Raw genomic sequence first — 16,469 nt, forward strand, 5'->3', positions numbered from 1 at the left:
AACGCGGATTGCAATAAGATAAATCGATTCCGCAGCGTTTAGTTACTTAACATGGGGTGCGAGAAGATTGACTATCAGAGAAAATTAGATCTCTCCGGTGTCTTGTGTTATAAACGTATTTCCTTGAGCGTCAAACTAATCGTTTCTGCGTCAAGGAAAGCTTGCGACGAGCGTCCTAGGAACTGCGATGATTTCGTCTGTTCCAAATTCTCTTCTACTTGATCTTATCGGAGAAAACACCATGCAGTGCCGTTCCAATCGTCTCGCATTCACCCTGGTAGAGCTGCTTGTGGTCATTGCGATCATCGGTGTCTTAGTTGGTTTGTTGTTGCCCGCGGTTCAAGCGGCCCGAGAGGCAGCACGCCGGATGCAGTGCTCGAATAACTTGAAGCAGCAGGCTTTAGCGTTGCACAATTACGAGAACGCTCTGAGGTCCTACCCGCCGGCGCTCCACGGTTCGGGGCGGTACAACAATCCCACCTATCACGCGGAAAACGGTGGTGTGAAGAACACGACGGGCTGGGCCATGTTGCTGCCCTATCTCGAGTCGTCTGCGGAGTATTCAAAGTACAACTTTTCGGTTGCCTCGAGCACGTCATCCCCGTATGGGATCACGCCCGTGGGTACGGACCTTATCAACGATGGCATCTATAACGCTCGACTACCGTATCTGGAGTGCCCCTCCCATTCGGAGGCTGGGACAACATATAGCCGAGACGCTGGGACAACCGAGTTTTACTCGATGCGCAATGCCGTTCGCACGAGTTACTTCTTTTCAACCGGGGCGTTTACCGACTATGACGCGCCGTTCGATACGAAGTCAGACAGCGTGAATCAAGGGATGTTCGGAAACGAGACTGGGGCGAAACTTCGTGCTGTATTGGACGGGCTGAGCAACTCCATCGCCATTGGCGAAGGTGCGGGGGGACAATGGAAAACGTCGACTCTCTTTGGGCCGTGGGGGATGACCGGCGCGCACACCTGCTGTCACGGGAGAATTGTGTCTACTATCACCAATGGGGTCCCAACCCCGACTGCTGCGGAAGCTCAAAGTTGGTCGATCAACACGACCTACCCGGGCCAAGCTCCAGGGAAGACCTATGCGTGGGGATTCAACAGTTATCATCCTGGAGGAGCTCAGTTTGCGTTCGCTGATGGGTCCGTTCACTTTCTTTCTGAAAACATGGATTATGCGACGCTCGCCAAGCTGGCTTACATTCACGATGGCAGTGTCGTCAGTGAATATTAGTAGCCTTGATCAAAGTGGCTGAGCCCTCCAACTCCCCCTGGAGTTCCGGAGGGCGCCAAGGTCTGCAACAGGGTTCACAAGACGCGTGGGCTCTGTTCGACGACTCGTGTCCATTCCGTTTCTACTGTGTTATCCAAATCCCGAGCGTTTTATGTTTGTTCAATGTTTTGCAAAAGTTATCCCTAACGCCTGTGCTCGAACCACGTTTTGCAGCCTGGCATTATCGTTCTTGCTATGGGTTCCCGGCTGCGGTGGGTCTGGCTTCCCGCAGACCGAGCCAGTGTCCGGAACCGTATCGCTCAATGGCAAGCCAATCGAAGGCGCTGAAGTGTATTTCGTCCATGAGCAATTGGTGACGGTGGGTAAAACGGACAATCAAGGTCGTTATGAGTTACCCCAAGGAGCGGTGGCTGGCGAAAACAAAGTCTACTTCAGCAAAATTGACGGCGGCCATCTGGCGGGAAGTCAATTTGAGGCGGGAGACGGGATGGACGATTTGCAACTGGCGGAGGCAGCGAAATCCGGTGTTGGAGCTAGGCAAGCCAACGCGGCGAAACAGGTCATCCCGCCGGAGTATAGCGACGCTAGTGATCCAAAACTGAATTTCCTAGTCCCAGATGGGGGTACCCAATCAGCGGATTTCAAGCTCTAACGTTTCTGACCAACGCGATGGTTTTGCTCGACGAGTCCTAGGCTTAAACCCCATCGAATGAAACTACTTCAACACGCGGATCTTGGGTGCGGTGCGCCGTGATCCGCGTGGTGAAAGGTGTTGGGGACAAGCGTCCCAGGCCTTTGAGTTTAAGGCCGTTGAGTTTGAGAACACGCTATCGAAAAAACGTTAGGAATCAACATGAGTTCCACCTTTGCTAAGAACCAGGCTGGCGATCGTGGGTGGTTTTGTCGCCATCCACGCGGCTGTCCAACGAACGATGCCTGTTTGTGGATTGCGGTGTGCATGTCAGCGTTGGTGAGTGCGTGTCCGGTTCAAGCCGAGTCACGCGAACTTCCCAACCTAATCTTCATCCTGGCGGATGATCAGGGCTTTGGCGATGTTTCGGCTTTGAATCCCGATTCGAAAATTGACACGCCCAATATTGATCGGCTCGCGAAGGAGGGAATGATCTTTTCGGATGGACACTCTTCCTCGTCCGTTTGTACACCGACACGGTATTCAGTGTTGACAGGGCGTTACCACTGGCGCACCCATCTGCAACAGGGTGTGCTCGGCGGGTTCTCGAAGCCGTTGATCTCTCCAGGGCGTTTGACGGTCGCATCGCTGTTAAAGCAACATGGCTACTCGACCGCATGCATTGGAAAATGGCACCTCGGTTGGGATTGGCCGTTGAAGAGCGGAGGCACGGCGAATGACTTCGGCGATTTCTCGGGCGGTTTCAAAGGGGGATGGGATGTTGATTACACCGCAGAGATCCAAAATGGTCCGTGCGACGTCGGCTTCGATTCGTTTTTTGGAATCAGTGCGTCGTTGGACATGCCGCCCTACGTTTACGTGCGCGATCGCACCCCGATCGAACCAGCGACGGTCGAGAAGGCATTTCATCGTCCTGGACCGGCGGCGGCTGGATTCGAAGCGGTTGATGTGTTGCCCAGGATCACTAGCGAAGCGGTTCGCTTCATCACGGACAATTCAAAGTCGGATCGCCCCTTCTTTGTCTTTTTTCCACTCAACGCACCGCACACACCGATCGTGCCGACACCTCAATGGAAAGGGAAGAGTGGAGTGAATGCTTACGGCGACTTCACCATGCAGGTCGATTGGACGGTGGGCGAAATTTTGCGAGCACTCGACGACAACAGGATCGCCGAAAATACGCTCGTCATTTTTACCACTGACAACGGTTGCTCTCCCGCCGCCAACATCGCGGAACTCGAAGCGGCCGGCCATGACCAAAACTACATCTACCGCGGCCACAAAGCGGATATCTACGAGGGAGGCCATCGGGTTCCCTTCATCGCTCGTTGGCCAAAGCAGGTGCAGGCGGGATCGCGAACGGATCAATTGGTGGGGCAAATCGACCTACTGGCGACCGCAGCGGAGATCGTGGGAGCCAAGGTCGATGAACACGGCGGCGAGGATAGTGTGTCGTTTCGAGCGGTATTGTTGGGCGAGGCGAAGCAGCCGATTCGGAGCTCCATTGTGTCGCAATCCATTGGCGGGCAGTTTGCGATCCGCGATGGCGATTGGAAACTTTGTCTGTGTCCCGGTTCGGGCGGTTGGAGCGCACCGCGGCCCGGTCAGGCGGACATGTCAGGGTTGCCAGCGGTGCAGTTATTCAACCTTGCCATCGATCCAGGCGAAACCAACAATCTCGAAGCGAAGCATCCCGATCGCGTCGCCAAAATGACTCAGATGCTGCGGGCAATCATTGACCAGGGACGTTCCACGCCCGGCCCCCGGCTGGAAAACGATGCCGAGATCGTGATGATCAAGCCGATCGTGAAGCCGCGGAAAAAGAAAGCGGTGAGGAAGCCGGCGGCGGGGGGCTGATTCAGAACACCGTGTCACGGTGTGATACTTCCTGCTGCCGAACCGGATGCTCAGAGAGGGGCGCCCCCGGTAAAAGGAGGCCGCTGCCACCCTTTCGACGCAGCGAAGTGGCTTGGCGGCGGTTCCAGCAGAGCCAAGCGTCGAAACGACGCTAAGTCACATGCTCCGAATGCTTGCATTCAGTATCTCCAGATTTATGCTTGCGTGGGGGCCCGAGTGGTGGGAAGATCGTGTCCGACGGAAGGGGTGCGTGAGGTGGGCAGCAAAATCAACTCACGAGTTTGATTCCACGCGGTGAGTACCAACTCGACATCGCGTGAGGTTCTGAAACACATCGGCATCGCGTGGTCGACTTCCGCAACTCGGTCGTCGTCGCCCATGCCGGTAAGGAGAGGAGAACCGATCATGGCTACGCGACCATCACGCTTGATTTTCGGTCCCAAGAAAAAGAACGGGAATTCGCGAACGCGAAAGAACCGGCTCCATTTCCGGTTTCCGTTTCTCCCCTGTTTCGAACGACTGGAAGCTCGGCATTTGCTCGCCGTCGATCTCGTCAGCGTGACGCCTCCGCCTGCTTCTCCATTGGCGGGTAACGATTATTCAAGCAACCCGGCGATCAGTGCAAACGGTCGCTTTATCGCCTTTCAAAGCTATGCTTCGGATTTAGTCGCAACGGACACGAATGTTCGGCAAGATGTGTTTGTGCGTGATTTGTTGCTGGGGACGACGGCGCTGATCAGTGTCAACGTCGATGGAACCGACAGCAGCATTTGTGATGCCAGCGTGGGGTGCAGTGCGTCGGGCTCGTTCGCTCCCGCAATCAGTGATGATGGTCGTTACGTAGCCTTCCTCAGCGATTCAACGGATCTTGTCAAAGGGACTCTCATCGACGTGGTACCCAACGTCTACGTTCGCGACCGTGATGCGGATGGGGACGGTATCTTTGACGAAAGTGGCGACGAGGAAACGTCAACGACCCTGTTGAGCCTCGGTTCAGACTTAACGGCGGCGGGCGTGGTGGTAGGATCGGCGAACCGACCGGTGATCAGTGGTGATGGCAAGTTCGTGATCTTTACGAGCTTCGCTGTGGATATGTTGGTCGACGATCCGACGATCGTTGACACCAATGGTTTTGGTGGCGATTTGTATCGCGCCAGCGTCGAGGGGGGGGCGGTGACACGGATCAATGTCGATGGCAGCGGATTGGGAACAGGATTTGCCAGCGGGACGACGTTTGATTTTACGACCGACCGCAGCGGAGATACGGTCGCCTTTGCAACCTCGAACAATGGGCTGGTCACTGCCGCGACGGGCGGTGTCAACGATTCTGGACGCATTGATGTCTTCGTCGGCAGCGGCAATTCACCCGTCGATTTGGTTTCGATTAACCGCACGGGAACCAACTCAGGCAATGGGAACTCGCGGGAACCACAGGTCAGTCGCAACGGGCGGCACGTGGCGTTCTTCAGCCGTGCAACGGACTTGGTCGCGGGAGCCAGCGATAACAATGTTGCAGAGGATCTATTTGTTCGCGATCTGAAATCGGGGACGACGACGTTGGTTAGTCGTAGTCGCGAGGTGGCGGGATTGGTGGCCGGTGACCGCGCGACTCCTCCGTCGCCTTTGCTCGACAGCGAAGTGAGTGCCGGCCCGGCGATGAGTGATGACGGTCGCTTCATCGTCTTTCGTTCCCTCGCTAGCGATCTGCTTGACCCAGCTTTGGGGATCACCGATGGCGACGCATTCTCGGACATTTTTGTGCTTGACCGCGACTCCGATCTCGACGGGATTTTTGATGAAGCTGGCGAGACGGAGATGATCTTGGTCAGCATAAACGCCGCTGGCACGGGGGTGGGCGTGCATACGGATGTGGGCATTAGCGTTGCCGGTTCGACCGCGCCTTCGATTAGCAGCGAGGGGCGCTACGTGACCTTTTCCAGCACGGCGAGAGATTTGATTCCCGCGGGCACCGCGTTTCCCGGCGGTCATGTTTATGTGCGTGATTTGTGGACCGGTGTGACTTCGATGGTGAGCAAGACCAGCAGTGAATCCGGGATCGGCCCCAATGGGATTTCCGGCACACGATTTTTGGCCGCAAGCCGCGATGGTTCCCGAGTCGCGTTTCAAAGCGATCGCGATGCGAGCGACTTGGATCCCTCGGTGACCGATCCTCCGAGCGGTTCGCCGGTTCCGTTTGGTGAGGTCGATTTGTTTGCCGGAACTCCCGACGCCGACATCGTGTTGAGCCGGAATTTCGCCATGGGATCCGACTTGCATACCCAGTCTTATCGCATTTTGTTTGAAGATGCATCGCCGTTCGATCTGGGATATTATCGGTCGCAGGATGCGGAATTGAGTGCGAGCGACACGTTATTGGGGACAGTGCCGGTTAGCGATTACGATGACTTGAGGGTCGGTGGAAATCGATTTCTCACTGCGACGATTGGATCGGACGTCGGTGAAATCGCGTTTCCAGGAGTCGAGGGCGACGATCCGTTGGAGGATTATTTCATTTTGGCCGTGGGGGACAATACGGACGTGGTCAGTGAATTTGATGCCGACCCGTTCAATGAAGACAATACCCGTGCGCTTCGCGGGCTGTATCATCTACCGGGCGGACCGGTGTTCATTCACGGCAGCGATTCGGCGTCGGCAGATACGATCACCGCCACGGTGAATGAAGACACGTTGGTGGTGGATTACGGCAGCACCAGTTTTGGCCTCCCGGCTACCTTTCGATACGACGTGGTGGACGTCACCACAGTCAACATCCGCACGCATGATGGTGACGACATCGTCGTCGGTAGTGAGCTAGCCGAAATCGTTTTTGGAGGTTTTGGCGCGGATGATCTGCGAGGCGAACTTGGCGATGACAGATTGTTCGGTGGACCGGGCAACGACCGCATCGACGGGGGCGAAGGGGGGGATCGGGTCGATGGTGGCGAAGGCGCTGACGTCATTTTCGGCGGGCCCGGCGCGGACATGCTTTTCGATGGTCCCGGGGACGATCGTGTCGATGCGGGAACCGGCGACGACACGCTGTTCGCCACCCCAGGTGGCGCGGATGTTTTCATCGATACCGGTGGCGACGATACACTCAATTTTTCACTCGCATTGCTTCCTATCACGATCGATTTAGATTCGACGGCGGTCCAGACCGTTGATTCGGCGGGCAACACGATTCGGCTAATTGGCCAATGGGAAAATCTGGTGGGGTCGCCCTTGGACGACGATTCGACGATTTATGTGAAACCGCTCAGCGTCCCTCGCTCGCTCGACGGGGGTGGCGGGACCGATCGTTTGATCGTGGACGCAGGTGGCGCGGTGGTGGTCGATGATGGAACCACGTTGTCGTTTCCCGGAACCGGGCTGGGAGACGTGTCGTATGTCAATTTCGCGGAAGTCCGTGTAGTTCGTGCGGCGGCGGAGATCATTGACGACGGGGATTCAGGCTATGCTGCGGAAGGCTTTACTCGTCAATTCAACCCAGGATTCTTGCAAGGCTTTGATGGCGACATTGAATTCAGTGCCGCCAATGCGGGCAACGTGGCGAGTTGGACGTTTCACGATCTCACTCCGGGGCCGTTTGTTGTCTCGGCGACCTGGACGCACGCCCCAGACCGCAGTGAGAACGCGCGGTACGTTGTTCGTGATGGTGATTCCACGGGACCGATCATAGCCGATCTCCGCGTGAATCAAGAGCTCGCGACAAGGGAGCTTGATGTCGATGGAATCTTGTTCAACCATCTTGCGGTCGCACCCATTTCGGGCCATACCCTGACCGTCGAGTTGTACGATTCCGGCGCCGAACTCGGTGACGACGACCCAGATTCGTTTGTGATCGCCGATGCAGTGCGTATCGAGCCGGTTTCCTCCACGCTGATCATTGACGATGGCGATTCCGAGTTTTCCTCGTCCGGCAATCGAAGCGTGGAATTCGGGGCGTTTGGCGATCTGACCCGCACGCCGGCGAGCGGAAATACCTCCGGCGGTGTTTGGGATTGTACGCTCCCGGAATGCCGTACGGTGATTCCCGACGGCCGCTATTTGGTCTCCGCCACCTGGGAGGGATCGCAACCGGGGGCGGCAACGAACGCATCATTTACGGTCCACAGCGGAGCCAACTCCTTTTCCAAAAACGTCAATCAGTTTATTGCTCCGAATGACTTTAGTGAGTTCGGGATTGATTGGCAGCGTTTAGGAGTGATTGAGGTGGTTGGTGGTGCCGGGATCCGCACGGAGCTAACCGGTACGACGGGCGTGTTGTTGGCTGATGCGATCCGGATCGATCCGGCCGCGACGTTGGCGGTTTACGATCAATCCGGTGCCTCGGTTAACCATGGGGACACCGTTGATCTCGGTCAGACCGCGTTGGATTCTCAAACTGGACGAGCCACGCTGCTGAATCGAATCAAGATTCAAAACACAGGAATCGCTGACCTCGTGTTGAGTAACTTGAGAGTCAACGACGGCGTCTTTTCGATCATCGATCCTGGAGTGGACGTTTTACCCGCGGGTAGTTGGACCGAAGTAGCGTTGGGGTTTGACGCTGATTCATTGGGCACCTTCAACGGGCAATTGGCGTTCGAAACGAACGATTACGGCAGCAGTAGCTCCACCTTCACGGTGAACTTGACCGCCGCCGTGATGGTCGATGAGACGCCACCTATGGTGAGAATTGTCTCGCCCGACAACGGGACGACGTTGATTGAAGGGACAACGATTCGGATTCCTGTGGAGGTCAGTGATGATGTCCAAGTTCGAGCGGTCGACTTGCTCGTCAATGGAATCGTTGTGGAAACGGTTAGTGAAGCACCCTTTGTTTTTGATCGGGTGTTACCCCGTAATGTGACGAGTGTCGAGATCGGCGCAATCGCACACGACATCGCCGATAATCGCAGTTCCGCGGCGCCGATCACATTACAACTTGTTGGGGATCAAGCTCCGACCGTCCGCATCCTCAGCCCAGCGGACGGACAAGGGGTGGTCGAGGGGACACGCGTACGGGTTGCGGTAGAGGCGGAAGATGATGTCGCGGTTCGTTCGGTTGAGTTGCTTGTGGACGGGCAATCCGAGGCGACGCTGCGATTCGATCCGTTCGTCTTCGAATTTGAACTTCCCAATTCTGCAGGGGATCATGAGGTCGAAGTGCGCGCTACCGATTCGGCGGGCCAGATTCGGTCGCATGCCATCGAGTTGACCTCGTTTGCACTTCCGATTATCGACTTTGGATCCATCGTGGTTGGAGCGGATGCAGGTAATCCAGCCGTGGTGAGAGTGTTTGATGCGGGTGGCGAGACGTTTCGCTTTCAACCCTACGGTCCTTCATTCACCGGCGGCGTGCGGGTTGCCAGCGGCGATGTCAATGGCGATGGGACTTCCGATATCATCACGGGGGCGGGGCCAGGCGGTTTTTCCCATGTGAAGGTGTTTGACGGCGCTACCGGCAACCCGCTGCATGGTTTCCAGGCCTTCGATCAAAATATCGGTGGCGGGGTGTTTGTCGCAGCGGGGGATGTTTCGGGCGATGGGTTTGATGACATTATCGTCGCAGCGGGGCAGGGGGCGGCTCCCCAGGTCAAGGTCTTTGACGGGATTACCGGAGCGGTGTTGGCGAGCTTCTTCGCTTTCGATCCGCAGTTTTTCGGCGGCGTTCGCGTTGCGGCGGGAGATCTCAACGGAGACGGTCAAGCCGAGATCATTACTGCGACCGGAGCTGGCGGCGGACCTCATGTGCGAGTGTTTGATGGACACACCGCCAGTCAAATTCCGCGGTCCGGCTCGCTACCTCCTGAGTGGATCCAGTCGGACTTTTTTGCCTTTGGCCCTTCGTTTAACGGTGGTGTTTTTGTTACCGCGGCTGACTTCAATGGGGATGGACTCGATGACATCGTCGTCGGAGCGGACCAGGGTGGTTCCATTGGTGGCGGTCACGTCAAAGCGATCGATTCGGCGTTGTTAGCGGGGATCGGTCGCGCTGCGGTTGTGCCCGACCCCGTTTTGCTTGCCAACTTCTTCGCCTACGATCCGGGCTTTCTTGGCGGGGTGCATGTCGCCGCAGGGGATGTCACCGCGGACGGGATTAGCGACATCGTCATTACCCCAGGGGTGGGCGTGCCTGCGGAAGTCAAGGTGTTCGATGGCACTAATTTCACCGAACGCGGAGGATTCGAGCTGGGCCCCGGTTTTCTGGGGTCGGCGGTCGTCGTATCGAATCAACCGATCGCCGCGGTGGTGAACCTTCAACCCACAGGTCTGCGGCACATCGTAGAGCTTGATGCCGGCGGAGTTGTAGTGCGAGATGAAAGCGGCAACATCATCTATCGGCCTGGAACGCTTGCCCCGAAAACCATTCGGCTCAATGGAACGCCCGATCTCGATGATTTGCTGATCTTTCGCACCTTGGGGACGAACGGTTTGCCCCGGTTTGTTTTTGATGGAGGCGTTGGGGGCAACGATGCACTGCGGTTGGAAAGGGGAAACCCAGATGGTCCGCCACTGGAGTTTCTGAAGACGAACTTCCAATCGATCCTGAGCACCACGTTCTCAACGAATCGCAACGGCGGGGTCAACGACTACGACCTCAACGCAATTGATTTGGAGCCGATTGAGGACACCTTGGAGGTCGTGGATCGTGAGTTCGTGTTTGCCGATAGCGACGACAACATTGTCTACAACACGGGATCCGACGATGACGACACCGTCCTGCGGATCGATAGCAATCACAGTGAAGTGGTCGATTTCCAACAGGCGAGCGGGACAACGCGGGTGAACCTCGGTGACGGAGCGGACGTGTTTCGGTTTGATTTGCCAGTTGATTTGTTGCCAATCTTGGACGGTCAAAGTGGCAACGACACGTTCGTGCTCGGCGGGAGTGGTCGCCATTTGGATCTCACCAATTCGAATCAAAGCCGGCTGTCGAATTTCGAGCGGATTGATATCGTTGGGAACAGTCCGAACGAGTTGACGCTCGATGCCCAGAGCGTGATTGACACCACGGATCTCAACAACGTTTTGACCGTCGTGCATGATGAGGACGATAAGGTGAACTACGTGGGTGACGGTTGGGTCGTACGCAAACCCATTTTTGACGGCGTGGGGCAACGCCATGTTTTGACCAATGGACTAGCTCGAGTTGAGACCATCAATACTCGGCCTTGGCAAAACCCGTTTGCACCTACCGACGTCAATCGCAGCGGTGCTACAACGGCGTTGGACGCACTGCACATTATCAATTTGTTGAACCGCTACCAAAGCAGTGTGGTGATGCTGGCCACGCCGAGTTCACAAGCTGAACTGGCCAATTTTTATTATGATGTGAACGGCTCGGTGGATAACTTTGGGATCGCCAAGGTGACCGTGCTGGATGCGTTGGACGTGATCAATTTCATTGAGCGGCACCCGCGCGGATTAACGGTCGACGAATTGTTAGAGCCGGAATCCCCGCCGACCGAAACATTGGCCTTGGCGATCCTACCGACGCCCAGGGTGGAGGTTGGAGCGGAGCGACCAAGAGAGCAGGGTGTTGGCGACGTCACGCGCGAATCGTCGGCCCGCATTGCGATTCCCAATTCCGCTACCAATCCAGAGCAAAACGCCGTTGTCGTGATTGACGGCGAGATGACTCGTCACAGCGACGCCACATTGGAAGCACGGGACCAGGCGTTGACGGAACTGTTCCTGCAGGCGGATTTGTAATATCGGTCGCCCCTTTTTAATGCGTCCAACGCTCGCGTTTTTAATGCGTGAAAAACGACGGGGCGAGCAGGAAAGGGGACACGCAGCCAATGGATAGCGTGCCGATCATGGTTTTGCGGGGATACGTCCAAGATGTTGCGTGATCAATTGCACCAATCGCTCGCTCGAAGCCACTTCCCCTACCGTGGTGCTGCGTGGAAACATCAGCTTGGGAATCACCCCGCCGCCCGCCCTCTCGTATAGCGAGACATGTTTAGTGATGTAAGCTCCCGGCGTCGAGCCCGCCATCGTTTGACGTAGTTTCGCAGCATCAACGAGTTCCGACGCATGCTGCAACGCATCCGCATAGCGAGGTTTGGCTTCAAAGAGATAATCGTGGAAGGAGTTGAACGCTTTGGAGTCGACAAGCCAAACCGAGATCGCCAGTCGAGCCAAGTCACAGGCCTCGACGTGAGCGGCGCCGGTTCGTTTGACCGTGGGGTTACAGGCGCGGTCCAGCGGTACCGGCAAGCAAACAATGGCTAATGAATCGCCGTAACGTTTCTGGGCCTCGGTCAATGCGGCGTGGGTCCGTTGACAATGAGGACAGGTGTAATCGAACATTTCGACGAACACCAGCTCTGCATCTGGACGTCCGATAATCGGCCACTGAGACGTGTCGAGTTCGATGCCACCCAGAATTTTTGCGGTGTGTCGTTGCTTCGGTTCGCTTCCGGATGCTCCCGCCGCGATTTGATCCACTTGGGCGTGGACCAACATTCCCGGAGAGAACATCGCCATCACGATCGATTGGGGAATCAAGCTTGGCTGTGACGCACGAGTCGACGAGATCGGGGCTTCGAACAAGCTGGCATCCTCGTCGATCGCAGCCTCAGGAGTGGGTTGGATGGCGGACGGCACGGTGGGATAATTGATTGTTTCAAACGTATCGGGAGCCGGCGTAGCAAGCTGAATCGCGATCAACACGGCGACCGATGCGATTGCAGCAGGGACGATCTTCAATAGCGGTGCGATACCAAACGGACGGTGTGTTAGCACGATGGCGGCGGCGATCCCTCCCGCAGCGTGGGCGACGAGACAATAGGGACACAGATGCTCAAGCCAGAACAGTTGCAGCCCGGTGAACCAAACTGCGGCGGTTCCTGCCGTAATCGCAGCAAAGCTGATGGCGGACCATCGATAACGCTCCATCGGCATCCGCAGACGCCCGACCATCAACAATCCAATCAGGGTCGCGTGTGTCAGCATTGCCGGGATGCTAACGGGAACGGACAAAATCGTTGCCCAACGACTGTGCAATACGTGGTCGCAATTGAAAAGCGAACCACTGCAACCCGCGACCGAGCCAGACGTCAACGAGACCCAGGCGAGGTAGCCGCTACTTAGCAAGGCGACGCAGCTGCATGCCAACAGCATCCATTTCACGGCAGGACGACGCATGGGACGGGATCGATGACGCGTTGGGCGACTTTGTACTTCACGTTGAAAAAGCGACCAAGGGAACGACGGGCGGTCAAGGAGATCGGCGGCGGACATGGATTTCTCGTCGAAAAAAGGGGGCGCGTCATGATGGTAACTCAAGTGCTGCGATAGCAAACGCAGTTAGCGTGCCACGTCGTGGGGGCAATGCGGCCCCATTTAAAATATGGCTTGAATCGCGGATGAGATTGAGCCAAAAACGCGCCACGCCCCCCTTTCGAGCTGGCCCTCGCGTCGCATTCTTGAGAGATTTGCGATCACGTTGAACGAAAAGGGCTCACGCATCGCGCGACCGCGGCAATCGTGAACCGACTCGGGCAATTTGACCCGGCAAGAGTCTGGTGTCGTACGCCACGAGGGCTATTGAAAATTGTCGCACCGCGAGATCAGCGGAGGCCACTTTAAAATGAAAATGAGGAGGGCAGACCTGGGCCGACGACGATCTTCGCTCGAGTGGATTTCGACGGGTGATTTCAACCGAGGATTTTCTCTGTGAGTTTCTTGCAACGCGATACTTTTCGGTGAGATGATGGCGTCGGAGAGCGAGGGTTCGGATCGAACCATTTGAGCTGGCTCTCGTTCCATGGCATATTGTCCAAGGCATTCCATGGCATATTGATTGCGTCCCACGGTGAATTGCATTCCACGGTGAGACGTGGGGCGAAAGGTTTAAAGACCGACTGCTACGAGTCGGGGCGGCGATGGTAGAATGGCTCTCATGCGAATCAACACTGAAACCAAAGACGAAATCAGTAACGATTGCTTCCGAGCGATCGCGAATTACACCTATGACTGGGAAAGTTGGCACTCACCCGATGGGCGGTTGTTGTGGGTCAATGCGGCGGTCGAGCGGATGACGGGGTATCGACCCGAAGAATGTTTAGCGATGGCGGATTACCCCTTGCCTATGGTCGCCCCGGAGGACCGCGATCGGATGGCTGAGGTGATGCGCGAGGCCAAGGCGGGAAATTTTGGGAACGACGTCGATTTTCGCGCCATTCATCGCGACGGTAGTGATCGCTGGATGGCCGTTTCGTGGCAACCGATGTACGACGAATTTGCCCAGCACCTGGGGTTCCGTGCGAGTGTGCGTGACTTTACCGAACGTCACCAACTTCGCGAACAGTTGCGGTTGCACGCGGAGCATCTCGAGCAACTCGTACAAGAACGCACCGCTCGCATTGCCCAGCTTGAAATGCATCGCCGAAAAATGGAGAAACTGGCTGCTCTAGGGCAACTTGCCGCGGGCGTTGCACACGAAGTAAACAATCCGCTGGCGGGAATTCGTAATGCATTCGCGCTGTTCAAAGCCGACCTGAAGCCGGAGCATGAGCATTTTGAGTTGCTCGAATTGATCGATAGCGAAATCGAACGCATCAGCTCGATCACCCATCAGATGTACCAACTGTACCGGCCGGGACCGCAGCACCGAGTTCCCTTCACGATCGAAAAGGCGATCGTCGATGTGGTTTCATTATTGGAACCGTTGATGCACGAAGCGGAGGTGACAATCGATCTGCAGTGCCGTGATTCGTCGACGCAAGTGACTCTGCCCGAAGGCGAGGTGAAGCAAATTTTATTGAATCTGATTCGCAACGCGATTCAGGCGTCCAGCCCAGGTCAATCGGTTGCAATCGACGTGGTCGCTTCGGAGCAATCGGTACGAGTGGTGGTCACCGATCACGGTGAAGGGATCGACAACGAAGCGCTGCCGCATATCTTTGACCCTTTCTTCAGCACCAAATCGGGCCATTTGAAGCAAGGAATGGGATTGGGGTTATCGGTTTCGCGGAGTTTGATTGAAGCGATGGGAGGTTCGATCGAGGTCGAGAGTCGGTTGGGTGAAGGGTCGGAGTTCGGTGCCGTATTTCAGAAGATTTAGGGTGCCCCAGATCGGCCCCAGCGTTATTGATGCAGCGACAATTTCGCCACGTTCGGTTGCCGAGTGATGCTCTCGCGTTGCCGCGATATTGGTTTTCTAATTCTCTGTGATTCGATTTCGTCGATTCACCGTAAGTCCACGTGACGTTAGCTACTAAATTCAACAAATCTGCTATGAACGATACACCTCTTGCCCGAATTTTAATCGCCGATGACGAGCCGCTCTATTTGCGCACCACGGGGGAATTGCTGCGCAAGTCGGGTTATCGATGCGTTTGTGTTGCGGATGCCGATGCGGCGCTCGCAGCGCTCAACAGTGAGCCCTTCGATCTCGTCCTTTCGGACCTCAACATGCCCGGCAACTTGAAACTGGAATTGCTCCGCGAGGGACGCCGGAATTGGTCTCATATTCCTTTGATCGTTGTCACCGGAGTCCCCTCGGTGCCGACCGCGATTGAGAGCATTCGGCTGGGGATTGCGGACTACTTACTCAAGCCGGTCAAGTTCGAAGATCTGCTTAGCAGCGTGCGACGCGCCCTGGCGTTACCCTCCAACTCGCTGCCTGCGGTCGAACGCAGCGAAATCGAGCGGGTTGGATTGACTGAGAAATTCCCTGAAATAATCGGGCGCAGCGCCGCGATGCTGGAGTTATTCGACATCATCGATCGAGTGGCCGAAACCGATACCAACATCTTGATCACGGGCGAAAGTGGAACGGGGAAAGAGATTGTCGCCAAGGCGATTCACCAACATAGTCAACGTCGCGATAACAATTTTCAAGTCATCGATTGCACCGCGATCCCCGAATCGTTGTTCGAATCGGTTTTGTTTGGGCACGTCAAGGGTTCCTTTACCGGTGCGGTGAAGGACCAATCCGGTTTGCTCAGTCATGGTCACCGAGGAACGGCGTTTTTTGACGAGCTGGGGGAGTTGCCCGCAGCTTCTCAGGCCAAGCTGTTGCGAGCGATCCAAGAGCAAACATTTACCCCGGTGGGCAAAAATACTCCAATCAAAGTCGATACTCGGTTCATTTGTGCGACGAACCGCGATTTGGAGTTCGAAGTCAGGGAGGGACGGTTCCGCCGCGACCTGTTTTATCGCCTTGGTGTGATTCACATCATGTTGCCACCGCTGCGCGAACGTGGTGACGATGTGATCCTGTTAGCTGAGCGATTCCTGCCGCAACTGCGCTCGGCTAGGTCATCGGTGGTTGGTTTCTCCGACGAGACGCTCGATTGTTTTCGTCAATACGATTGGCCTGGCAACATTCGCGAACTTCGAAATGCGATTGAGCGAGCGGCGGCGTTGTCTCGATCGGAGTTAATCCAAGTCGCGGATCTGCCCGAACCGCTTCGGCGTCCCCCAACCGATGGCAAAGCGGCGGGCTCGGTGATTGGCAATGCCTCGCGCGACAAAGCTTTGGGGAACGCGGAGCACTCCTATCTCACATCCCTCCTTGAAAAACACAGCGGAAACATTTCGCAAGCGGCACAACAAGCGGGACTCTCGCGTCAAGGAATGCATAAGCTGTTAAAAAAACATGAGATCGCTGCGGCGGATTATCGCCAATAGAACACTCGGGAACGCGACATGGCGATGAATCGGATGGCGGCGGCATCGGAATTGCACGACCGCAGTGACATGGAGAACGCG

7 protein-coding genes are annotated in these 16,469 nt (G+C 56.1%); 6 read left to right on the forward strand and 1 reads right to left on the reverse strand.

What is annotated here, in order from left to right:
* The first annotated feature begins 241 nt into the window (after positions 1 to 241).
* The 4 genes from Pla52o_RS24575 (at position 242) to Pla52o_RS24590 (ending at position 11,456) form a co-directional block, all read left to right on the forward strand.
* A complete protein-coding gene (locus Pla52o_RS24575) occupies positions 242 to 1,249 on the forward strand; it encodes a DUF1559 domain-containing protein (protein ID WP_197169491.1) in 1,008 nt (335 codons plus the stop codon).
* A 280-nt stretch (positions 1,250 to 1,529) separates the two neighbouring features.
* Entirely contained in the window at positions 1,530 to 1,901 is a 372-nt protein-coding gene (locus Pla52o_RS24580; RefSeq protein WP_197169492.1) for a hypothetical protein, read from the forward strand.
* Between the two features lie 201 nt (positions 1,902 to 2,102).
* Positions 2,103 to 3,758 carry a sulfatase family protein gene (locus Pla52o_RS24585; RefSeq protein WP_231612632.1) on the forward strand — a complete coding sequence of 552 codons (1,656 nt, stop codon included), beginning with the start codon at positions 2,103 to 2,105 and terminating at the stop codon, positions 3,756 to 3,758.
* 2,259 nt (positions 3,759 to 6,017) lie between these two features.
* Positions 6,018 to 11,456, forward strand: coding sequence for an Ig-like domain-containing protein (locus tag Pla52o_RS24590; protein WP_390620925.1), 5,439 nt, complete (start codon positions 6,018 to 6,020; stop codon positions 11,454 to 11,456).
* A 105-nt stretch (positions 11,457 to 11,561) separates the two neighbouring features.
* Here Pla52o_RS24590 and Pla52o_RS24595 read toward each other — a convergent pair whose 3' ends face one another.
* The gene (locus Pla52o_RS24595) at positions 11,562 to 12,896 is read right to left on the reverse strand and encodes a vitamin K epoxide reductase family protein (protein ID WP_231612633.1); all 1,335 of its coding nucleotides are present in this window, start codon (positions 12,894 to 12,896) and stop codon (positions 11,562 to 11,564) included.
* A 757-nt stretch (positions 12,897 to 13,653) separates the two neighbouring features.
* Here Pla52o_RS24595 and Pla52o_RS24600 point away from each other — a divergent pair.
* Together Pla52o_RS24600 and Pla52o_RS24605 are read left to right on the forward strand one after the other, a co-directional pair.
* Positions 13,654 to 14,817 carry a sensor histidine kinase gene (locus tag Pla52o_RS24600; protein ID WP_146597295.1) on the forward strand — a complete coding sequence of 388 codons (1,164 nt, stop codon included), beginning with the start codon at positions 13,654 to 13,656 and terminating at the stop codon, positions 14,815 to 14,817.
* 173 nt (positions 14,818 to 14,990) lie between these two features.
* Positions 14,991 to 16,388 (forward strand): sigma-54-dependent transcriptional regulator, encoded by a 1,398-nt coding sequence (locus Pla52o_RS24605; protein ID WP_146597296.1) that lies wholly within the window; start codon positions 14,991 to 14,993, stop codon positions 16,386 to 16,388.
* Positions 16,389 to 16,469: the final 81 nt, after the last annotated feature.

The sequence above is a fragment of the Novipirellula galeiformis genome (assembly GCF_007860095.1).
In the GTDB taxonomy this organism is placed as follows: Bacteria; Planctomycetota; Planctomycetia; order Pirellulales; family Pirellulaceae; genus Novipirellula; species Novipirellula galeiformis.